Source organism: Phyllobacterium calauticae, from assembly GCF_019991125.1.
GTDB classification, from domain to species: Bacteria; Pseudomonadota; Alphaproteobacteria; order Rhizobiales; family Rhizobiaceae; genus Phyllobacterium; species Phyllobacterium calauticae.
In genome coordinates, this window is record NZ_JAGENB010000006.1 from 235,580 (window position 1) to 255,819 (window position 20,240).

At 61.3% G+C, this 20,240-nt stretch carries 20 protein-coding genes; 9 read left to right on the plus strand and 11 right to left on the minus strand.

The genetic code is table 11. The annotated features are described in order from the left end of the window. Nucleotides 1-5: 5 nt before the first annotated feature. The 8 genes from J1W56_RS20545 to J1W56_RS20580 all read right to left on the minus strand — a co-directional run bounded on the left by J1W56_RS20545 (nt 6) and on the right by J1W56_RS20580 (nt 7,188). A complete protein-coding gene (locus J1W56_RS20545; RefSeq protein WP_223615221.1) occupies nt 6-1,184 on the minus strand; it encodes a BaiN/RdsA family NAD(P)/FAD-dependent oxidoreductase in 1,179 nt (392 codons plus the stop codon). Continuing rightward, nucleotides 1,184-1,978 (minus strand): YdcF family protein, encoded by a 795-nt coding sequence (locus J1W56_RS20550; RefSeq protein ID WP_223615149.1) that lies wholly within the window; start codon nt 1,976-1,978, stop codon nt 1,184-1,186. Before J1W56_RS20550 ends, J1W56_RS20545 begins: the two co-directional genes overlap by 1 nt. 9 nt (nt 1,979-1,987) lie before the next feature. Further along, a complete protein-coding gene (locus J1W56_RS20555; RefSeq protein WP_223615150.1) occupies nt 1,988-2,467 on the minus strand; it encodes a GNAT family N-acetyltransferase in 480 nt (159 codons plus the stop codon). Next, entirely contained in the window at nt 2,458-3,939 is a 1,482-nt protein-coding gene (gatA, locus tag J1W56_RS20560; RefSeq protein ID WP_223615151.1) for an Asp-tRNA(Asn)/Glu-tRNA(Gln) amidotransferase subunit GatA, read from the minus strand. Before gatA ends, J1W56_RS20555 begins: the two co-directional genes overlap by 10 nt. Before the next feature lie 12 nt (nt 3,940-3,951). Further along, nucleotides 3,952-4,434 carry a GNAT family N-acetyltransferase gene (locus J1W56_RS20565; protein WP_223615152.1) on the minus strand — a complete coding sequence of 161 codons (483 nt, stop codon included), beginning with the start codon at nt 4,432-4,434 and terminating at the stop codon, nt 3,952-3,954. A gap of 9 nt (nt 4,435-4,443) precedes the next feature. Continuing rightward, nucleotides 4,444-4,731: an Asp-tRNA(Asn)/Glu-tRNA(Gln) amidotransferase subunit GatC gene (gene gatC / locus J1W56_RS20570; protein ID WP_223615153.1), complete on the minus strand. Its 288-nt coding sequence runs from the start codon at nt 4,729-4,731 to the stop codon at nt 4,444-4,446. Between the two features lie 90 nt (nt 4,732-4,821). Continuing rightward, nucleotides 4,822-6,414 (minus strand): hypothetical protein, encoded by a 1,593-nt coding sequence (locus J1W56_RS20575; RefSeq protein ID WP_223615154.1) that lies wholly within the window; start codon nt 6,412-6,414, stop codon nt 4,822-4,824. A gap of 69 nt (nt 6,415-6,483) precedes the next feature. Beyond that, on the minus strand, nt 6,484-7,188 hold the full coding sequence (locus J1W56_RS20580) for a metal-dependent hydrolase (RefSeq protein ID WP_223615155.1): 705 nt from the start codon (nt 7,186-7,188) through the stop codon (nt 6,484-6,486). Between the two features lie 116 nt (nt 7,189-7,304). Here J1W56_RS20580 and ruvX point away from each other — a divergent pair, with 116 nt between their 5' ends. Further along, nucleotides 7,305-7,799, plus strand: coding sequence for a Holliday junction resolvase RuvX (gene ruvX / locus J1W56_RS20585; RefSeq protein ID WP_105733017.1), 495 nt, complete (start codon nt 7,305-7,307; stop codon nt 7,797-7,799). Here ruvX and J1W56_RS20590 read toward each other — a convergent pair. Beyond that, nucleotides 7,769-8,113, minus strand: coding sequence for a DUF6105 family protein (locus tag J1W56_RS20590; protein WP_223615156.1), 345 nt, complete (start codon nt 8,111-8,113; stop codon nt 7,769-7,771). The two genes, ruvX and J1W56_RS20590, sit on opposite strands and share 31 nt — an antisense overlap. Nucleotides 8,114-8,526: 413 nt before the next feature. Further along, the gene (locus J1W56_RS20595; RefSeq protein ID WP_223615157.1) at nt 8,527-10,158 is read right to left on the minus strand and encodes an acyl-CoA dehydrogenase family protein; all 1,632 of its coding nucleotides are present in this window, start codon (nt 10,156-10,158) and stop codon (nt 8,527-8,529) included. A 281-nt stretch (nt 10,159-10,439) separates the two neighbouring features. Here J1W56_RS20595 and J1W56_RS20600 point away from each other — a divergent pair, with 281 nt between their 5' ends. The 7 genes from J1W56_RS20600 (at nt 10,440) to dprA (ending at nt 17,101) form a co-directional block, all read left to right on the plus strand. Next, nucleotides 10,440-11,387 carry an ABC transporter substrate-binding protein gene (locus J1W56_RS20600; RefSeq protein WP_223615158.1) on the plus strand — a complete coding sequence of 316 codons (948 nt, stop codon included), beginning with the start codon at nt 10,440-10,442 and terminating at the stop codon, nt 11,385-11,387. A 66-nt stretch (nt 11,388-11,453) separates the two neighbouring features. Continuing rightward, complete coding sequence (locus J1W56_RS20605) at nt 11,454-12,230, plus strand: ABC transporter permease (protein WP_223615159.1); 777 nt, start codon at nt 11,454-11,456, stop codon at nt 12,228-12,230. Next, on the plus strand, nt 12,227-13,012 hold the full coding sequence (locus tag J1W56_RS20610) for an ABC transporter ATP-binding protein (RefSeq protein ID WP_223615160.1): 786 nt from the start codon (nt 12,227-12,229) through the stop codon (nt 13,010-13,012). The genes J1W56_RS20605 and J1W56_RS20610 overlap by 4 nt, the downstream gene beginning before the upstream one ends. An 85-nt stretch (nt 13,013-13,097) precedes the next feature. Next, on the plus strand, nt 13,098-14,063 hold the full coding sequence (locus J1W56_RS20615; protein WP_223615161.1) for an aspartate carbamoyltransferase catalytic subunit: 966 nt from the start codon (nt 13,098-13,100) through the stop codon (nt 14,061-14,063). Continuing rightward, nucleotides 14,060-15,346, plus strand: coding sequence for a dihydroorotase (locus tag J1W56_RS20620; RefSeq protein WP_223615162.1), 1,287 nt, complete (start codon nt 14,060-14,062; stop codon nt 15,344-15,346). Before J1W56_RS20615 ends, J1W56_RS20620 begins: the two co-directional genes overlap by 4 nt. Nucleotides 15,347-15,368: 22 nt before the next feature. Then, a complete protein-coding gene (gene plsY / locus J1W56_RS20625) occupies nt 15,369-15,977 on the plus strand; it encodes a glycerol-3-phosphate 1-O-acyltransferase PlsY (RefSeq protein WP_223615163.1) in 609 nt (202 codons plus the stop codon). Continuing rightward, entirely contained in the window at nt 15,974-17,101 is a 1,128-nt protein-coding gene (gene dprA / locus J1W56_RS20630; protein WP_223615164.1) for a DNA-processing protein DprA, read from the plus strand. Before plsY ends, dprA begins: the two co-directional genes overlap by 4 nt. On the opposite strand, the gene J1W56_RS20635 is transcribed toward dprA, so the two are convergent. Continuing rightward, nucleotides 17,075-17,275, minus strand: coding sequence for a hypothetical protein (locus J1W56_RS20635; RefSeq protein WP_223615165.1), 201 nt, complete (start codon nt 17,273-17,275; stop codon nt 17,075-17,077). The two genes, dprA and J1W56_RS20635, sit on opposite strands and share 27 nt — an antisense overlap. Before the next feature lie 351 nt (nt 17,276-17,626). Between J1W56_RS20635 and topA the strand changes: the two genes are divergently transcribed. Then, the gene (topA, locus tag J1W56_RS20640; protein ID WP_223615166.1) at nt 17,627-20,233 is read left to right on the plus strand and encodes a type I DNA topoisomerase; all 2,607 of its coding nucleotides are present in this window, start codon (nt 17,627-17,629) and stop codon (nt 20,231-20,233) included. The last annotated feature ends 7 nt before the right edge of the window (nt 20,234-20,240 follow it).

The following is a 20,240-nucleotide window of genomic DNA, read 5'->3' on the forward strand; positions in this document are numbered from 1 at the left end:
TTCTCCTAAACCGCCTGCCCTGCCACCCAGCCGGATGACCAGGCCCACTGAAAATTGTAACCGCCGAGCCAGCCCGTCACGTCGACCACTTCACCGATGAAGTAGAGGCCTTTGACGGATTTGGCTTCCATCGTCTTCTGGTCGAGCCCGTCCGTGTCGACACCGCCCAGCGTGACTTCCGCCGTGCGGTAGCCTTCGGACCCGGCGGGCTTGACCTGCCATTCATTGATGGCCTTCTCGACGCCGAGCAACTGCTTGTCGGAGACATCGGCGAGATGGCTGTGGATGCCGCTGTTTTCGGCGATCAGCTGCGCCAGCCGCTTCGGCAGAAGCTCCGACAGGGCTGTCTGCAGCGCCTGCCGCCCATTGCGCGCACGGGCGGCACGCAGCGCGTCAAGAATTTTGACACCCGGCAGCATGGCAACGCTGATCGTGTCGCCCTCGCGCCAATAGGACGATATCTGCAGGATCGACGGGCCGCTGAGACCGCGATGGGTGAAGAGCATGGCTTCGGCAAATTTTGTCTTGCCGTGGCTGACGACGGCATCGACGGAAATACCGGACAGGGGTTTCAAGGGCGCCAGCGTGTTGTCATCGAAGGTCAGCGGCACCAGCGCCGGGCGGATGTCGGTCAGCGCCAGGCCGAACTGCCTGGCAACATCATAGCCAAAGCCGGTTGCGCCCATTTTGGGAATGGACTTGCCGCCACAGGCGACCACCAGCGAGGTACAGCGCACGCGCTCGCCGGACAGCGCAACGGTATAGCCATCCGTCGTTGCTTCAATGGACTCCACCACCGTCTGCAACCGCAGCTCGACATTGGCCTGCTTCATCTCCGTGACCAGGAGATCGATGATCTGCTTGGCCGAACCGTCGCAGAACAGCTGGCCCAGCGTCTTTTCATGCCAGGCGATGCCATAGCGGTCGACCAGCGCGATAAAATGGCGCTGGGTATAGCGACGCAGCGCGGAAATGCAGAAATGCGGGTTTTTGCTGATGTAGTTCTGCGGGGCGGCGTTGAGATTGGTGAAGTTGCAGCGCCCGCCGCCTGAAATGCGGATCTTGTCGCCCGGCGCTTTGGCATGATCGACGATGAGAACCGAGCGGCCGCGCTTGCCCGCCTCGACAGCGCACATCATGCCCGCAGCGCCCGCGCCGATGATGAGAACGTCCACCTGCTTCATCATGGCGACGGCAACAGTTCATCGGTGCGGCCGGTCGCCCAATAGGCGAAAAGCCCGACCCATTCCTTCAGGACAATCGTCAGGTTCTGCAGGGAATCGATCGGGTTGTCCTGGGCAAATCCGGGATATTCGATGCCGGAGGTGCGGTAATCGGCAGGCCACGGCACCACGTCGAAGCCCGCCTTGCGGAACAGCCCGACCGAACGGGGCATGTGGAAGGCGGAGGTGACGAGCAGCCACGTCTCGCCGGGTTTGATGTCGAGCAGCTTTTTGGTGAACTGGGCATTCTCGTAGGTGTTGCGCGATTCATTTTCGAGAACCAGCCGGTCGGCGGCAACGCCGAGCGCCGTCAACAGGCGCGGCGCCGTGGCGGCATCGCCCTCGCCGTCCAGCACCAGCGTACCGCCGCCGCCGGTGATCACGACCTTTGCCTCGGGGTAACGCCGCGCCAGCACCGCCGTTTCGACGAAGCGGTCACCGCTGGCATTGAGCTCGTAGCCGCCGCGCACCAGATTGACCCCGCCTTCGAAACCGCCGCCAAGGACGATGATGCCATCGACATGCGACGGTGCGGGCGACGGGCGCTGGAACCGGTCTTCCAGCGGATGCATGAGAAGCGCGCCCAGCGAACTCCAGACGGCCAGCCCCAGGATCAGAAATGCCCCGGCGGATGCGGTCATCGCCATGCGCCGCCAGGAGAACCACACGGCAAAAAATGCGAGGCCCATCAGCAGAATGGAAAAATTCAAGGGTTGAGCAACGAACCAGAACACCTTGGAAACAAAGAAAAACATTGAAAGTTCCTACGTCAGGTTCGCCAGCATTTTGACCTTCTCGATCTTGCGTTCGAGGCTCTCCGACCATTCGAGGCTCTGGTGCACGATTTCAAAGCCCTCACGCTCATACAGGCGTATGGCACCCGCATTGCGCGCATGGGATTCAAGCCGGGCGGTTGCATATCCCGCGGCGGCAATGTCGGCTTTCAGCGCCTTGAGCAGGAGCGAACCGATGCCCTGCCCCTGATGGCCGGGATCGACCCACATATCCGAGATGTAGTCATCGTTCTTTTCGCGCGCGCCCCAGCCGAGAATGACACCATCCACCTCGGCAACCAGCACGCGGGCAAAATGTTCCTCGGCAAAGGCCCGGTAGGCACGCTCGACATGCGCGCGCATGCCGGGCAGTTCCGGTTCAAACGAGAAAATATTCGATGCCCAGGCCCGTGAGCCGACCGCGGCCAGTGCCGCGATGTCGGCTTGCGTGGCAGGCCTGATTACCACCATTTCGGCGCGTTGAACCTGCCTGCGGCCTGTTCGATGACATAGGCGGTCTGGAACAGGGTTTCCTCGTCGAACGGGCGTCCGATCAGCTGCAGGCCAAGCGGCAGGCCCCGGCTGTCCAGTCCGGCAGGCACGGCGATGCCGGGAAGCCCCGCCATGTTGACCGTGACCGTGAAAATATCATTCAGGTACATTTTCACCGGATCGGACGCCAGATCCTGATCGGCGATGCCGAAGGCTGCCGACGGGGTTGCGGGTGTCAGGATCGCATCGACGCCGGCATGGAAGACGTCCTCGAAATCCTTCTTGATCAGGGTGCGGACCTTTTGCGCCTGCAGGTAATAGGCGTCGTAATAACCGGCTGACAGCACATAGGTGCCGATCATGATGCGGCGCTTGACCTCGTCGCCGAAACCGCTGGCGCGGGTCCTTTCATACATGTCGACAATGTCCTTGCCCGGCACGCGCAGGCCGTAACGCACGCCGTCATAGCGGGCAAGGTTCGACGAGGCTTCCGCCGGGGCCACGATGTAATAGGCCGGCAGCGCGTATTTCGTGTGCGGCAGCGAGATATCGACGATGGATGCACCGGCATCCTTCAGCCAGGCAATGCCCTGCAGCCACAGCTTTTCGATCTCTTCCGGCATGCCCTCGACACGGTATTCCTTGGGAATGCCGATCTTGAGGCCGGTCAGCGGCTTGCCGATGATGGATTCGTAATCGGGAACGGCGATATCGACCGATGTCGTGTCCTTGGTATCGACCGAGGCCATGGATTTGAGCAGGATCGCCGCATCGCGCACGTCGCGGGCAATCGGTCCGGCCTGGTCCAGCGACGAGGCGAAGGCGACAATGCCCCACCGCGAGCAGCGTCCATAGGTCGGCTTGATGCCGACGGTACCGGTGAAGGCGGCGGGCTGGCGGATGGAACCGCCGGTATCGGTGGCCGTCGCACCGGCGCACAGGCGGGCGGCGACCGCAGCGGCCGAGCCGCCGGACGAACCGCCGGGCACCAGATCGGCATTGGAGCCGTTGGCGCGCCACGGGTTTTTCACCGGACCGTAATAGGAGCTTTCGTTGGATGACCCCATGGCGAACTCATCCATGTTGAGCTTGCCGAGCATCACGGCGCCATCGGCCCACAGGTTGGCGGTGACGGTGGATTCATAATGCGGCTTGAAGCCGTCGAGGATATGCGAACAGGCCTGCGTGTGGATGCCTTCGGTGCCGAACAGATCCTTGATACCCAGCGGTATGCCTTCCAGCGCACCGGCCTTGCCTGCAGCCAGACGGGCATCGGATGCCTTGGCCATGTCAAGCGCCTTCTCCGGCGTGACGGCGATATAGGCGTTCAGGGCCCCGTTCGCGGTCTCGATTGCCTTGAGATAGGCACTGGTCAGCTCGGTGGCGGTGATCGCCCTGGCTTTCAGCTGGTCGCGCGCCTCGGCAATGGTGAGAGCGGTCAGATCGGTCATATCAAGTCCTGTTTATTGGGCTGGCGCGAGGGCGAGCCGCTTTTCGTAAAATGCACTGTGTTCCGAATCCGGATAATCGAGGAGCGCACCGCAGCGGGTGAAGCCGGAACGCTCATACAGCCGCCATGCCGCGTCAAATCCGGGGCCGACGCCCGTCTCCAGCACAAGCCGGGACATGCCCTTGTCGCGGGCGAGCCCGGTTATGGCCTCGAGCAGGATCGAACCAACGCGTTTGCCGCGCACGGACGGCAGGGTGAACATGCGCTTGATCTCGCCGGTTTCCGCGTCATGCTGCTTGAGCGCACCGCAGCCCACCGCCCGCCCGTTTTCGTCGCGGGCGATGAACACCGTGGTGTCGTCACCCGCCATCTCTTCCACCGTCATCTTGAACTGGAATTCGACTGGCGACAGCGGCAGAAGATGCGCATTCAGCGCATCCACAAGGGCGCGGACGTCATCCTGCAGGGGCGTTTCGATGGCGACCGTGATCGTCATGGCTGCGCCTTACTCCACCACTTTCGGAACGACGAAGAAATTCTCTTCGGTGACCGGCGCATTGGCAACGATATCGGCCGCCTTGCCGCCGTCATTGACGACGTCCCGGCGCTTCTTCATGGCCATGGGCGTGACCGATGTCATGGGCTCGACACCCGCCACATCGACTTCGTTCAGCTGTTCGACGAAACCGAGGATGGCATTCAGTTCGCCGGTCATGCGGGTCGCATCATCCTCACTCACGGCAATACGGGCAAGACGCGCAACGCGTTTGACGGTGGAAATATCGACAGACATTGGGATTCCCGAAAATTCAATTCTTGATCAAGCAGCTATAGTGTCCGTTGCGGGCAAGCGCAACGGACAAGTCGGCATGCCAGGCGCCGATTACTGCGCCTTGTCCGCCTGCGCATCCGGATTGTCTTCTTCATCGTCGGGTGCAGGCACGTCAATGACATCCTCGCTGCCGGGTTCAACAACCGGGTCCGGACCTTTCACGGGATTGCCATTGATCGCAACCGAACCGTCGGCCTGCTGATCGACAACCCACCGGATCCGTCCGCCGTCGACCTCCGTGCCGAAATCCTTCGCCAGCTTGACGAAGGTGATGTAATTCTGGATTTCGGCGTCGGTTTCCGCCGCCTTGTTCAGGCGCTCGACAACCTTGTCGAAACCGGCCATTTCCCAGGTGGTGTGACTTGCGGGTTTCAGGCCGGCAAAGGTCATCTCGCCTTCGACCGTCAGTTCCGCGTCGGCGGTGCGCACCAGGCTCTTCGAAATCACCAGCTTGGGCGGATTGACCAGGAACTGTGCGGCCGTTGCCGCTTCAAATCCCTCGGAGAGGACTTTGTCGCGGTTCAGGTCCATATCGTCGATGGCACCCTTGACGACCGTATCGAGATCGACACCGGCAGTCCCGATCACCAGTTCCACATCGGTCGGAAGGAAAGGCACACCCCATTCGGGGATCGGCAGGGCCGGATATTTCAGGCCATTGGTGCGCATGGCATAGTGATAGGCGCCATCCTTGCTGATGCCGTCGAGGTTGGTTTCCTGCGAAATGTTCTGGGCGGCGAAATTGCCCAGCGGCGTTTCAACGTTGAAGTCCTTGAAATGATACTCGCCCTTGAGCTTGTCCCAGAGCGGCAGGGCCGCCCTCAGCTTCAGCTTGAGCTCGTCCTGTCCGTCCTTGTTGAGCTTCTTCTCATCCATATGGGCGACGACGAATGCCCACAGGTCCAAGAGCTCCCGGTTGCGGAAGCCCTTGCCCTCGGCAACGCTGCCGAGTTCGCCGCTGCGCAGCGTCACCTTCACCGGTTCACTGGCAGCCGGCGTTTCGGTCTTGGCTGCTTCGCCTTCTTCGGAGGCCGCATCAAGAGTGGGGAGCTTCGTGACGATCGTTTCGCTGAAATTTGCGAGGGATTGCGTCATGTCGATATCGATGCCGCCCGATGCAGCGGCTTTGGCAAGCATCTGCCCCTTTGCCCCGCTGGCACTGGCGTCGATATCCTGTTCCGCCGACTTCAGCGACAGCTTGAACGCATCATAGGCGAAGGTCGAGGTCGAGAACGTGCCGATCTTCGGATCGAACAGTCCGGTCCAGCTGCCGCCATCGACCGACCAATGGAACGACTCAGGACCCTTGGGCCCGCTCACGTCGAAGGCCGCCGCAGGTATGTTGCCCGATGTCACATTCCATGTTCCGTCGGCCAGCGGCTTGGTCAGGATGCTGTAATCCCCCAGGCTGCCCTTCAGCAGGTCCTGCTTCGGCATGGCTTTGAGGAAAGCATCGGTGCTGAAGGTAACGCGGTAGCCGTCGGCCTCGGGCGTTACCTTGAGAATGCCGTTGCTGAGTGCGGTCTTGCCGACATATTTCGACAGGGTATTGGCAAGCTCATCGGCGCCCTTGGCATCGATTGTCTGGGCGAAAGCCGGGGTCGACAACGCCATGACGCAGGAAATCAGGAATAGTTTACGCACAATACCTCCAGTAACTCAGCCTATCGTCGTGGTGACGACCAAAATCACAACGGCTTTAGCAACCCAAACTCAAACCGTAAACTGATCATTTGTCCCGGCGACAAAGACCTGGGTCTTGCTGCCTTCCATCGCGGCGACAAATTTGTCGGCGGTCTGGTCGATGATCGGGAACGAGCCGTAATGGCATGGGATCGCCCTGGCGAACTTGAAATAGCGCTGCGTTGCCAATGCGGCGACGGCACCGCCCATGGTGAAGCGGTCGCCGATCGGCACGATGCCGATCTCCGGCTGATGCAGTTCGTTGACCAGCGCCATATCGGAGAAGATGTCCGTATCGCCCATGTGATAGAGCGTCGGCTCATTGTCGAAATGCAGGACGACGCCATTGGCCGAACCCAGCGAATGCGACACGCCATCCTCGGTGATCTGTGCCGAGGAATGCAGTGCGTTGACATAGGTCACGGTGAAGCCATTGTGCGATACGGTCCCGCCGGTATTGGTTGGATCGACCCGGGCGACGCCGCGATTGTTGAGCCAGGTCACCAGATCGGCATTGCCGATCACCACCGCACCCGTATCCTTGGCAATGGCGGCGGTATCGCCGACATGATCGCCATGACCGTGCGTCAGGATGATGTGGGTGGCGCCGCGTGTCGCTTCCTTCGGGTCGACGCCGCGCGCACCCGGATTGCCGTTGAGGAAAGGGTCAATCAGAATCGTGCTCTGGGCGATTTCAATGCGAAAGGCCGAATGGCCAAGCCAGGTAATCTTCATGTGGTTTTCCCTTCCATTGTCAGTCTTTGCTCGCCACAACCGTCTATTGCAGCTATGTGACATTCATTCGAATTACAACGGCCTTTCGCCGGCCAATTCAAGTGCAGGAAACACCCTTGACGGTTCTGACCATTGAACAGCTCGAAGATCATGTCGCCGACGGCCAGACCGTCGCGGGGCTCGACCTGGGCACGAAAACCATCGGCATCGCCATTTCGGACCGGGGTTTTTCCTTTGCCAATCCGCGCCCGGTGCTCAAGCGCAGCAAGTTCACCCACGACGCGCAGGATCTGCTGAAGGCGCTGAAAAGCGACAATGTCGGCGCCATCGTCATCGGCCTGCCGGTCAATATGGACGGCAGCGAGGGCCCGCGCGTGCAGGCCACCCGCGCCTTCGTGCGCAACATGGAAAAGCTGACCGACCTGCCCTTCGTCTACTGGGACGAGCGTCTATCGACGGTTGCGGCCGAGCGCGCGCTGATTGGCATGGATGTATCACGGCAAAAACGCGCCGAGCGGATCGATTCCGCTGCGGCGGCGTTCATCCTGCAAGGGGCACTGGACCGGTTGCAGAGCCTGCGTCAGAACGCAGATGGCAATTCCTTCGAATAGGCCAGCGCCGTATTGGCCGATGCCGCAGCGGCACGGTTTGCCCGCCACACCTTGACCCAGGCGATGATCTGCTTGCGGCGGCGGAAGGCGATCAGGCAGAAAACCAGCCCCGTATCGACGATGCAGGCACGGGCGACCAGCGGCGGAATGCTGTCCGGCGCGATCCCGAGAATATTGCCGTAAATGGTGAAGACCAGATCGTGCATTTCACGGCTGAAGAAGTACATCCCCATGCTCAGATCGTAGTACGACAGAAAATACCAACCCCACAGAAAGCTTAACGGGCCTGCCCAGAATATCAGGAAGCTGCGCATTCATTTCTCCTAGCGGGGAAGACGGTGGCGGGTTGTGTAACCCCGTGAAATCACGAGGTATTTTCGAATCACATTGATATCTGCTAAGAGTTTAGGCGCAACGTAAACCGTTTGTTAAGGTTAATTTAAAAAAATTTTATTAAAATTGAAGGTATTAGCCGGGGCACTTTTCGGCCCTGCGAGAGGGCCGATCAGCGGCCGATGCACGTATTTGACAAAAGCGGTGTGCAGGCGCGTCGAAAAACAGCGAGTACTGTGCGTTATGCGTGGTTCGACAAGCTCACCATGAGGGAGATGAGTGGGCTGCAAAGCCAATCGGAAACATTGCAGGATAGAGCTCCCTGCAATCCTCACCCTCCCTCATGGTGAGCTTGTCGAACCACGCGCGACGGCTATGCCGGCAGAAACGGCGCTCAGTTGGCCGGGGGATAGAGCGAGTTGACGATGCTCTTGGCGTTGTGACGGGCATCGAGCATGCCGTAGGTGGTGCGCCACTGCCCGCCGAGGCGGGTTTCGATGAACGCATCGGCGATATCTTCCGAGTGCAGGTGCCGCAGTTCCGCACCCGCTGCGGCCAGCGCTAGCTGCTCGGTCAGGATGCGCGCAGCGCCCTCGTCATTTTCCGCAACACGCATGGCGGCGCGCAGCACCTCGACCGTGCCCTGCCCGCCGCGCCCGAGCTGGGCGCCGATCCAGTTCAGCACCTCGTCGAACAGCTGCGGCCCGCGCTTGAGAACGCGCAGCACGTCCAGCGCCATGACATTGCCGGAGCCCTCCCAGATCGCATTGACCGGGGCTTCGCGGTAATGGCGGGCAAGATTGCCCTCCTCGATGTAGCCATTGCCGCCGAGGCATTCCATCGCCTCGTACAGCAAGGCGGGCGCGATCTTGGCAACCCAGTATTTCACCACAGGGGTCATCACGCGGGCGAAGGCCGCCTCACCGCGATTCTGCGCCGCATTGTCGAAGGCGCGGGCCAGCCGGAAGGTCAGCGCCGTCGCGCCGGCCACATCCAGCGCCATGTCGGCCATGACCCGCAGCATCAGCGGCTTGTCGAACAGCGGCCCGTCAAACACGATGCGATGGCGTGCATGGTGCACCGCCTCGGCAAGACCGGCGCGCATCATCCCGGCCGAGGCGATGGCACAGTCCAGCCGCGTCAGCGTCACCATGTCGATGATGGTTTTGACACCGTCGCCCGGACCGCCGACCATCTGGCCCAGCGCATTGTCGAATTCGACTTCGGACGATGCATTGGAGCGGTTGCCGAGCTTGTCCTTCAGGCGCTGGAAGCGGAAGCCGTTGGATGAACCGTCCGGCAGGATGCGCGGCACGAGGAAACAGGACAAGCCTTCGCGCGCCTGCGCCAGCACCAGGAACGCATCGGACATCGGCGCCGACATGAACCATTTGTGGCCGGTAATGCGATAGAAGCCGCTGCCGGCCGGTTCGGCGCGCGTGGTGTTGGTGCGCACATCCGTGCCGCCCTGCTTCTCCGTCATGCCCATGCCGAGCGTCAGGCTTGCCTTCTTGGCCGGGGATTTGTTGCTGGAATCATATTTGCGCGGCAGGACCAGCGGCGACCACTCGCGGTACAGGCTTGGCGACGACATCAAGGCCGCCAGCGACGCACTGGTCATGGTGATCGGGCAGAGATGCCCGCATTCCAGCTGCGCTGCCGTATAGAAGCGCGCCGTGCGCGCCTGGTGGCGCAGGCCGTTTTCCGTCGGGCCGTCTTCCCAGATCGATGAATGCAGGCCCTGCGCCACGGAACGGCGCATCAGCGCATGATAGGCTGGATGGTAATCGACGACATCGACGCGAAAGCCCTGGCGGTCATGGGTGCGCAGTTTCGGCGTTTCCGTATTGGCGAGCCGCGCCAGATCCTGCGCATCACCGGACAGGACAAACCGGCCGCTTTGTTCCAGCTCCGTCCGGGTCGCCTGCGGAAACCGCTTGGTGATCTGCATCAGCAACGGATCGCCGAGATAGGCGTTGAGACCGATCATGGAGGGTGTCTGGTTGAGAACGTCGTGGGTTTTCAAGAAAATGTCCTGATCCAATATGAGCTGTCTTTACGGCATGGCCCGTTTCATCCGAACACGTCAGCGCCGCAATCTTGAGTCGCGCATTTATGGAATGAAGGTTCTGACAAGCGGTTAACCGATCCATCTTCTTCTAGCCGAATGACGGCGCCGATGCAAAATGTCTCAGGCAGCTTTTTCTGTATCCGGGCGCAAGCTTATGTCTAGACAAATGAAAAGCCGCCTGCCTATCATGCCTCTATATTCATCGTGCCAAAAAAATGAACAAAGGGGTCAATCAGATGACATTCAAATGGTATCTCGGCGCTGCATGCGCGGCGCTTCTGGCATCCGCCGTCCCGTCACAGGCGGACACGGCGGTTTCCGTCGGCCTGTCCGGCTGGACCGGCTTTGCCCCGCTGACGCTGGCCAAGGAGGCCGGCATCTTCAAGAAGAACGGCCTTGACGTCACGCTGACCAAGATTCCGCAGGCAAGCCGCCATCTGGCACTGGCATCGGGCGACGTGCAGTGCGCCGCCACCACGGTGGAAACCTGGATCGCCTGGAACGCCAATGGCGTCGCCACCAAACAGATTTTCCAGATGGACAAGTCGTTCGGCGCCGACGGCATGGTCGTGCGCAGCGACGTCGCCAAGATTTCCGACCTCAAGGGCAAGGCCATCGCCGCATCGGCGCCCGGCACATCGCCCTATTTCGTCCTGGCATGGATGCTGAAGCACAACGGCCTGTCGCTGAAGGACGTCAAGGTTGTCAATCTCGAGCCGGGACCGGCGGCCCAGGCCTTCGTTGCCGGGCAGAACGACGCGGCGATGACCTATGAACCCTATCTCTCCACCGTGCGCGCGGCCCCGGACAAGGGCAAGATCATCGCCACCACGCTGGATTATCCCGTCGTGATGGACACGTTTGGCTGCACCAACGCATTCCTCGAAAAGAATCCGGAAGCGGCCAAGGCCTTCGCCAAGAGCTACTTCGACGCGCTGGAGCTCATCGCAGCCGACAAGGACAAGGCCTACGCGATCATGGGTGCCGACGTGAAGCAGACGGCAGAGGTGTTCGGCAATTCCGCGCAATATCTGCGCTGGCAGGACAAGGCGGCCAACCAGGCCTTCTTCGAGAAGGATTTTGCCAAATTCTCCGACGAGGCGGCAGACCTTTTGCTTGAAATCGGCGTCATCAAGAAGAAGCCGGATATCAGCACCATCGTCGATACCAGCTTCATCAAGTAATCCGCCGTTTTTCAGGAGAACGCGGGCAACACCGCGTTCTCCTTTCTCTTTTGCATCGGAACACTCATGGTTCAACCTCTCCAGCCTATCGGGGCGTCGTCACGCGTCCTGCTTGGCGTACTCTTCTTTATCCTGTTCATTGCGGCATGGTCCGCCGCCACCTTCGGCGGCTTCGTATCCAGCACATTCCTCGCCGATCCCCTGACCATGCTGCATGACGGCTGGCTCCTGTTGTCCCAGCAGAATTTTCTCTACGATATCGGCATGACGATCTGGCGGGTTGTCGGCGGCTTTGTCATCGCGGCCATCATCGCCGTTCCCCTCGGCATTGCCATGGGCGCCTACAAGCCCATCGAGGCCATGCTGGAACCCTTCGTCTCCTTTGCCCGGTATCTTCCCGCCTCGGCCTTCATTCCGCTCCTGATCCTGTGGGCGGGTATCGGCGAGATGCAAAAGCTGCTGGTGATTTTCATCGGCGCGGTGTTCCAGATCATCCTGATGGTGGCCGTGGCTGTCGCCAATACGCGCCGCGATCTGGTGGAAGCCGCCTATACGCTCGGCGCCAATGACAGCGGCATCGTCAAGCGTGTCCTCATCCCGGCCAATGCGCCGGATATCGCCGAAACATTGCGGCTGGTGCTCGGCTGGGCCTGGACCTATGTCATCGTTGCCGAAATGATCGGCGCATCCTCGGGCATCGGCTACATGATCATCAACAGCCAGGCGCTCCTCGCCACCGGGCAGATCATTTTCGGCATCATCGTCATCGGTGTCATCGGCCTGATTTCGGATTTCCTGTTCAAATCGGTCAATCGCCGGCTTTTCGCCTGGAGGCTCGCATGAGCACGCTTGTCATCAAAGGCGTCAGCCGCATTTTTCCGGGCGTGCACGGCGGCAAGCCGACCGAGGCGCTGCAACCCACCGACCTCACCGTGGCGCACAACGACTTCGTTTCGATCCTCGGACCGTCCGGCTGCGGCAAGTCCACGCTCCTGCGCATCGTCGCCGGGCTCGACCGGCCAACCAGCGGCACGGTGACGCTCGACGGGCAGGAAGTGACGGGCCCCGGCGCCGATCGCGGCGTGGTGTTCCAGTCCTATACGCTGTTTCCGTGGCTGACCATCGAGCAGAATATCGGCTTCGGCCTGCGCGAACGCGGCGTTGCCGAAAAGGAAAAGCGCGACATCGTCGCTTCCTATATCGACAAGGTGGGCCTGCGCGGTTTCGAGAACCACTGGCCGAAGCAGCTGTCGGGCGGCATGCAGCAGCGCACGGCGATTGCCCGGGCGCTCGCCAACAATCCAAAAATCCTGCTGCTCGACGAACCCTTCGGCGCGCTCGACAACCAGACGCGCGGGCTGATGCAGGAGCTGCTGCTCGGCATCTGGGAGCACGAGCAGAAAACCGTCATCTTCGTCACCCACGATATCGAGGAAGCGATCTTCATGGCGTCGCGGGTGGTGACGATGTCAGCACGGCCGGGCCGGATCAAATCCATCATGCCCGTGCCGCTCGGCCATCCCCGGCATTATACGGTGAAGGCGAGCCCCGAGTTCACCGGGATGCGGCTGAAGCTGACGGAAGAAATCCGCAGCGAGGCCATTCTGGCGGCCGAGGCGCATTGAGCCGGATTTTTTAGGGGGAACAGGGCGGGATATGCTGCCAAACGCTTGCGGGGCGGCGGCATCAAGCCTATAGGGGGGACTTGATATGACATCAAAAACGCTCCCCCTCCTGTTTCCCCACCGCCATTTGCTTGGCATCAAGAACCTTTCCCCCGAGGACATCAATATTCTTCTCGACCTTGCCGACAGCGAGGTGGCGGTTTCGCGCCAGTCCGAGAAGAAAAAGAGTGTCCTGCGCGGGCGAACGCAGATCAACCTGTTCTTCGAGGCATCGACCCGGACACAGTCATCCTTCGAGCTGGCCGGAAAACGGCTCGGTGCTGATGTGATGAACATGTCGGTCGGCAATTCCTCGGTGAAAAAGGGCGAAACGCTGATCGATACCGCCATGACGCTGAATGCGATGCGGCCGGATATCCTGATCATCCGGCACGGCTCCGCCGGTGCCGCGGCCCTGCTGGCGCAGAAGGTGGGCTGCTCGGTGGTCAATGCCGGCGACGGCGCGCATGAACACCCGACGCAGGCCCTGCTCGATGCGTTGACGATCCGGCGCGCCAAGGGCAAGGTTGCCCGGCTGATCGTGGCGATCTGCGGCGACGTGCTGCATTCGCGCGTGGCCCGCTCCAACATCCTCCTGCTGAATGCGCTCGGGGCGCGGGTGCGCGTCATCGCCCCCTCGACCCTCCTGCCCGCCGGGATCAGCCAGATGGGCGTCGAGGTTTTCAACTCCATGGAAGAAGGTTTGAAAGACGCCGACGTGGTGATGATGCTGCGCCTGCAGCGCGAGCGCATGGCGGGCGCCTTCGTGCCGTCGGTGCGCGAATATTTCCACTATCACGGGCTTGATCGCGAAAAGCTCAAACATGCCAAGCCCGACGCGCTGGTCATGCATCCCGGACCGATGAACCGCGGCGTCGAAATCGCCTCGGATGTGGCCGACGGCTCGCAGAGCGTCATTCAGGAACAGGTTGAAATGGGCGTTGCCGTGCGCATGGCGGTGATGGAAGCGCTGCTGGACCCGCGCCGCAACGCGGAAGGAGTAGCGGGATGAGCACGACCGTTCTGCACAATGCCCGGATCGTCGATCCATCCCGCGGTCTCGATGAGACCGGAACAATCATCGTCAGGAACGGCAGCATCGTTGCCAGCGGCGCCGATGCCCGCAACCAGGGTGCGCCCGAAGGGGCGACGGTTATCGACTGCACGGGAAAAACCGTCTTGCCGGGCCTCGTCGATGCCCGCGTCTTCATCGGCGAGCCCGGTGGCGAACACCGCGAAACCATCGCCTCGGCCAGCCAGGCGGCAGCGGCCGGCGGCGTGACCTCCATCATCATGATGCCGGACACCGATCCGGTGATCGACAATGTGGCGCTGGTCGAATTCGTCCGCCGTACGGCGCGCGACACGGCCGTGGTCAATGTTTATCCGGCGGCGGCGGTCACCAAGGGGCTGCAGGGCCAGGAAATGACCGAAATCGGCCTGCTGCGCGCAGCGGGTGCCGTGGCGATCACGGAGGGGCGCAATTCCATCGCCGATACCCAGCTCTTACGCCGTGCGCTCACCTATGCCAGGGATTTCGGGGTTGTCCTGTCGCACGAGACACAGGATCCCTATCTCGGCATATCGGGCGTGATGAATGAAGGCCTCTATGCCAGCTGGCTCGGCCTTTCCGGCAGCCCGCGCGAAGCGGAAGTCATTCCGCTCGAACGCGACCTGCGTCTCGCCGCCCTGACCAAAGGCGCCTATCACGCGGCGCAAATCTCGACGGCCATGTCCGCCGAGGTGGTGGCCCGCGCCAAGCAGAACGGCGTCAATGCCACTGCCGCCGTCTCCATCAACCATCTTTCGCTCAATGAGAACGACATCGGCGAATTCCGCACCTTCTTCCGCCTGCAGCCGCCGCTGCGGCTCGAGGAGGACCGGCTGGCCATGGTCGAGGCGCTGCGCAACGGCACCATCGACATCATCGTCTCGTCGCACGATCCGCAGGATGTCGACACCAAGCGCCTGCCCTTCGCCGATGCGGCGGCCGGGGCCATCGGCCTGGAAACCCTGCTCGGCGCCGCCCTGCGGCTCTATCACAATGGCGATGTGCCGCTGATCCGCATCGTCGAGGCGCTTTCCAGCGGCCCGGCCAAAATTTTCGGCCTCGATGCGGGCACGCTCAAGCCGGGCGCCCGGGCGGATATGACCATAGTCGATCTTGACGAGCCGTGGATTGTGAAGGAAGAACAGCTGCGGTCGCGCTCAAAGAACAGCTGTTTTGAAAGCGCCCGTTTCCAGGGCCGCGTTCTGCAGACATTTGTGGCGGGCAAGTGCGTTTTCACCATCTGAAGAGAAAACCGGGGAAGAGAGCATGTCGGATTTCATCAACGGGCAGGCAGGATATCTTTTCGCCGCGCTGGTCCTGGGCTACCTGCTCGGCTCCATTCCGTTCGGGCTGATCCTGACACGGCTCGCGGGCCTCGGCGACGTGCGCAGCATCGGCTCCGGCAATATCGGCGCCACCAACGTGCTGCGCACCGGCAACAAGAAGCTGGCGGCGGCAACGCTGCTGCTTGACATGTTCAAGGGAACCGCTGCCGTACTGATTGCCGGCGCCATCAGCCCGCAGGCTGCCATTGTCGCCGGTCTCGGCGCCTTTCTCGGGCACATCTTTCCGGTCTGGCTGAAATTCAAGGGCGGCAAGGGCGTCGCCACCTATCTCGGCGTCCTGCTCGGCCTTGTCTGGCAGGTGGCGCTGATCTTCGCCGCCATCTGGCTGATCATTGCCTACGCCACCCGCTATTCCTCGCTGTCGGCGCTGATAGCGGCTGTTGCCACCCCGATCATTCTCTATGTCATGGGCTACCACGCCATCGCCCTGCTCTTCCTCATCCTGACGGTCGTCGTCTTCATCAAACACCGCGCCAACATCGAGCGCCTCCTGGCCGGCACCGAGGGCAAGATCGGGTCCAAGGGGTGACGGAGGATCAGAAAGGCATCCGCCTTTCTGACAGCCAGCGCCTGAGCTGGCTTCGGCTGATCCGCAGTGAGAATGTCGGCCCGGTCACCTTCCGCCATCTGATTGCCCGCTACGGCTCGGCTTCCGACGCTCTGGAAATGCTGCCGGAACTGGTGCGGCGCGGCGGCGGCCGCCGTCCCATCCGGATTGCCAGCCTCGATGAGGCCCGGCGCGAAATGGCGATGGCCGCGCGCATGGGTGCCGTCTTCACCGGTATCGGCGAACCCGACTATCCCCGCTATCTGCGCCACGCCGACAATCCGCCGCCACTGGTGGCGATCAAGGGCGATGCGGCGGTGTTTCGCCTACCGGCTGTCGCCATTGTCGGCGCGCGCAATGCATCGCTCATCGGGATCAAGCTCACGCGGATCATTGCACGGGAATTGGGACAGGCGGGTTATGCCGTTGTGTCAGGACTTGCCCGCGGCATCGACAAGGCGGCGCATGAGGCAAGCCTTGACAGCGGCACCGTTGCCGTCATGGCTGGCGGCTTGGACAAGCCCTATCCGCCGGATAATCTCGATCTCTTCGCAGCGATCCCCGCAAGCGGCGGCGCCGTCATCAGCGAAATGCCGTTCGGCTGGGAGCCGCGCGCCCGGGATTTTCCGCGCCGCAACAGGATCATCGCGGCGCTTTCCCTCGGCCTGCTGGTTGTCGAGGCGGCGGAGCGATCCGGCTCGCTGATCAGCGCCCGGTTTGCCGGGGAACTCGGCCGCCTGGTTTTCGCCGTCCCCGGTTCGCCGCTCGATCCGCGCGCCAAGGGCACCAATGCGCTTCTGAAGAACGGCGCCATTCTCGTGACTGAAACCGCCGACATCCTGTCGGCCATCGGACCGCTTGTGGACCGGCCCTCCCTCGACGATACGGCATTTTTCGCGCCGGAATCCGCCTTTCCGTCGATTCCCCCGCCCAACGAGACAGACCGCGACCGGATCGTCACCCTTTTGGGTCCAACGCCCGCCGATGTCGACGAACTCATCAGGACAAGCGGAATTCATCCGGCGGCCATATCGCTTATTCTGCTCGAACTCGATCTGGCCGGCCGGCTGCAGCGTCACTCAGGTGGAAGTGTTTCGCTTCTTTAGAGGGGAGACAATATTTGTCTCTTTTGCCAAAAGATCATTGCTTTCGATGTAAGCGATTTCGATCAGATAGGCCAGCATGTCCAGGTCATTCAACTTGGCCATACTGCGCAATTCTCCCAGCATTTGCTGAATATATCTTATGTTTTCTGTCCGACTGAACTTGTTCTCACCCATGACTTCGTCCTTAAATACGCATTTATACAGAAATAAATAAAGTTATATTATATAGGTCTTTAATCCGGTGGATTTCACAGTTTGCCAGTCCGAACCTCCACAAAAACAATCAAATAGTGATTCGCTTTCTTAAAAAAGGCGGGACTCGCTGCCTTTCTCAATAAAGCGCCTGAGATGTATGGATAATATCATTAATTGCAATATTTCAAATAGCAACTTTAAGTTGCATTTAACGATTTTTCACGCACAGGCCTTGACGTTCCGAGCAAGCCTGTTCATTTCACAAGACCTGTTTCGAAGTGAAAACTGTGCTTTTGTAATGTGACAAGAGCAGGAAAGCCCAATTCAATAATGAACGTTGTCGTCGTCGAATCGCCCGCAAAGGCTAAAACAATCAACAAATATCTGGGTTCAGGCTATACGGTTCTGGCCTCGTTCGGCCATGTCCGTGATCTGCCTGCCAAGGACGGGTCCGTTCGCCCGGACGAAGATTTCGCCATGTCGTGGGAAGTCGACGGGGCATCGGCCAAACGTCTGGGCGATATCGTCAAGGCCCTGAAAGACAGTGACGGCCTCATACTCGCAACCGATCCGGATCGCGAGGGTGAAGCAATCTCCTGGCACGTCCTGGAAGTGCTGCGGCAGAAGAAGGCCATCGGCACCAAGCCGGTCAAGCGCGTGGTGTTCAATGCGATCACCAAGAGCGCGGTGCTCGACGCCATGGCCAATCCGCGCGACATCGACATGCCGCTGGTGGATGCCTATCTCGCCCGGCGTGCGCTTGACTATCTCTTCGGCTTCACCCTGTCGCCGGTGCTCTGGCGCAAACTGCCCGGCGCCCGCTCCGCCGGCCGCGTGCAATCGGTCGCCCTACGGCTCGTCGCCGACCGCGAAGCCGAGATCGAACGCTTTGTGCGTGAGGAATACTGGAACATTGCAGCGCTCTTGAAGACACCGCGCAATGACGGCTTCGAAGCGCGGCTGATTTCCGTCGACGGCAAGAAGCTCGCCAAGCTCGATATCAAGAACGCCGAACAGGCCGGTGCGCTGCGCACCATGCTGGAGGGCGCGAGCTTCAAGGCAGCATCCGTCGAAGCCAAGCCGACCAAGCGCAATCCCGGACCGCCCTTCACCACCTCCACCCTGCAGCAGGCGGCATCCGGCCAGCTCGGCTTCTCGGCCTCGCGCACCATGCAGATCGCCCAGCGGCTGTATGAGGGTATGGACCTTGGCGGCGAGACCGCCGGTCTGATCACCTATATGCGTACGGACGGCGTGCAGATGGCCCCGGAAGCGGTTCAGGCCGCCCGTGAGACGATCAGCAAGGTATTCGGCGAAAAATATGTGCCGGAGAAGCCGCGCTTCTACTCGACCAAGGCAAAGAACGCCCAGGAAGCGCACGAAGCCATCCGCCCGACCGATTTCAACCGCCACCCGAAGGATGTGCGCCAGTTCCTCGATGCCGACCAGGCGCGGCTCTATGAGCTGATCTGGAAGCGCGCCATCGCCAGCCAGATGCAGTCGGCCGATATCGAACGAACTGTCGTGGATATTGACGCGCAGAACGGTTCAAGTTTTGCCCAGCTGCGGGCCAATGGTTCCGTGGTGAAGTTCGACGGCTTCCTCGGTGCCTATGTGGATCACCGCGAGGAAGAGGATGTCGACGAGGACGGCGCCCGCCTGCCCGAAATCCGCGCCGGCGAGGCCCTCGCCCGCGAAAAGATCAACGCGACGCAGCACTCGACCGAACCGCCGCCGCGCTATTCCGAAGCCACGCTGATCAAGCGGATGGAAGAGCTCGGCATCGGCCGTCCTTCGACCTATGCGGCGACCCTCGCCACCCTGCGCGACCGCGAATACATCACCATCGAAAAGCGCAAGCTCATTCCCGAAGCCAAGGGCCGCCTGGTCATTGCGTTCCTCGAGAGCTTTTTCCAGCGCTATGTCGAGTATGATTTCACCGCCGATCTGGAGGAAAAGCTCGACGAGATTTCCGACGGCAAGCTGCGCTGGAAGGATGTCCTGCGCGATTTCTGGACCGATTTCTTCGGTTCGGTCGACGGCATCAAGGAACTGCGCGTCACCAATGTTCTCGATGCGCTGAACGACCAGCTCGGCCCGCTGGTCTTCCCGCCGCGCGAAGACGGCAGCGATCCGCGCATCTGCCAGGTCTGCGGAACCGGCAATCTCTCGCTGAAGCTCGGAAAGTACGGCGCGTTCGTCGGCTGCTCGAACTATCCGGAATGCAAGTTCACCCGTCAGCTCGGCGGCAGCGAAGCCTCCGGCGAGAACGGCAATGGCGACGAGCCGAAGGTGCTTGGCAAGGATCCCTATACGGACGAGGACGTCAGCGTGCGCAACGGCCGTTTCGGCCCCTATGTGCAGCGCGGCGACGGCAAGGAAGCCAAGCGCGCCAGCCTGCCGAAGGGCTGGACCATCGACGCCATGGACCATGAAAAGGCGCTGGCGCTCCTGTCATTGCCACGCGACGTGGGCCAGCATCCCGAATCGGCCAAGATGATTTCGGCCGGTATCGGCCGGTATGGTCCCTATCTCTCGCATGACGGCACCTATGCCAACCTGGAAAGCGCGGAGGACGTGTTCTCCATCGGCCTCAACCGCGCCGTCACGGTGCTGGCGGAAAAGCTGGCCAAGGGCCCGGGCCGCGGGCGCGGCACACCCGCGGCGCTGAAGGACCTGGGCGAACATCCCGATGGCGGGCCGATCACCGTGCGCGACGGCAAATATGGTCCCTATGTCAATTGGGGCAAGGTCAATGCGACCCTGCCGAAGGGCAAGGACCCGGCAACCGTTACCGTCGAGGAAGCCCTGCTGCTGATCGCCGAGAAGGCCGGAGCCAAGGGCACCAAGAAAGCCCCTGCCCGCAAGGCCGCGGCGAAAAAGCCCGCCGCCAAGAAACCAGCCGCCAAAAAGGCGGCGACGAAAAAAGCTAGTTAAGGACCCG

What these genes read in the sequence shown, in the direction of transcription:
- J1W56_RS20545 (WP_223615221.1), bottom strand. Translation starts at nt 1,184, where the DNA reads ATGAAGCAGGTGGACGTTCTCATCATCGGCGCGGGCGCTGCGGGCATG.
- J1W56_RS20550 (WP_223615149.1), bottom strand. Translation starts at nt 1,978, where the DNA reads ATGTTTTTCTTTGTTTCCAAGGTGTTCTGGTTCGTTGCTCAACCCTTG.
- J1W56_RS20555 (WP_223615150.1), bottom strand. Translation starts at nt 2,467, where the DNA reads ATGGTGGTAATCAGGCCTGCCACGCAAGCCGACATCGCGGCACTGGCC.
- gatA (WP_223615151.1), bottom strand. Translation starts at nt 3,939, where the DNA reads ATGACCGATCTGACCGCTCTCACCATTGCCGAGGCGCGCGACCAGCTG.
- J1W56_RS20565 (WP_223615152.1), bottom strand. Translation starts at nt 4,434, where the DNA reads ATGACGATCACGGTCGCCATCGAAACGCCCCTGCAGGATGACGTCCGC.
- gatC (WP_223615153.1), bottom strand. Translation starts at nt 4,731, where the DNA reads ATGTCTGTCGATATTTCCACCGTCAAACGCGTTGCGCGTCTTGCCCGT.
- J1W56_RS20580 (WP_223615155.1), bottom strand. Translation starts at nt 7,188, where the DNA reads ATGAAGATTACCTGGCTTGGCCATTCGGCCTTTCGCATTGAAATCGCC.
- J1W56_RS20590 (WP_223615156.1), bottom strand. Translation starts at nt 8,113, where the DNA reads ATGCGCAGCTTCCTGATATTCTGGGCAGGCCCGTTAAGCTTTCTGTGG.
- J1W56_RS20600 (WP_223615158.1), top strand. Translation starts at nt 10,440, where the DNA reads ATGACATTCAAATGGTATCTCGGCGCTGCATGCGCGGCGCTTCTGGCA.
- J1W56_RS20605 (WP_223615159.1), top strand. Translation starts at nt 11,454, where the DNA reads ATGGTTCAACCTCTCCAGCCTATCGGGGCGTCGTCACGCGTCCTGCTT.
- J1W56_RS20610 (WP_223615160.1), top strand. Translation starts at nt 12,227, where the DNA reads ATGAGCACGCTTGTCATCAAAGGCGTCAGCCGCATTTTTCCGGGCGTG.
- J1W56_RS20615 (WP_223615161.1), top strand. Translation starts at nt 13,098, where the DNA reads ATGACATCAAAAACGCTCCCCCTCCTGTTTCCCCACCGCCATTTGCTT.
- J1W56_RS20620 (WP_223615162.1), top strand. Translation starts at nt 14,060, where the DNA reads ATGAGCACGACCGTTCTGCACAATGCCCGGATCGTCGATCCATCCCGC.
- plsY (WP_223615163.1), top strand. Translation starts at nt 15,369, where the DNA reads ATGTCGGATTTCATCAACGGGCAGGCAGGATATCTTTTCGCCGCGCTG.
- J1W56_RS20635 (WP_223615165.1), bottom strand. Translation starts at nt 17,275, where the DNA reads ATGGGTGAGAACAAGTTCAGTCGGACAGAAAACATAAGATATATTCAG.
- topA (WP_223615166.1), top strand. Translation starts at nt 17,627, where the DNA reads ATGAACGTTGTCGTCGTCGAATCGCCCGCAAAGGCTAAAACAATCAAC.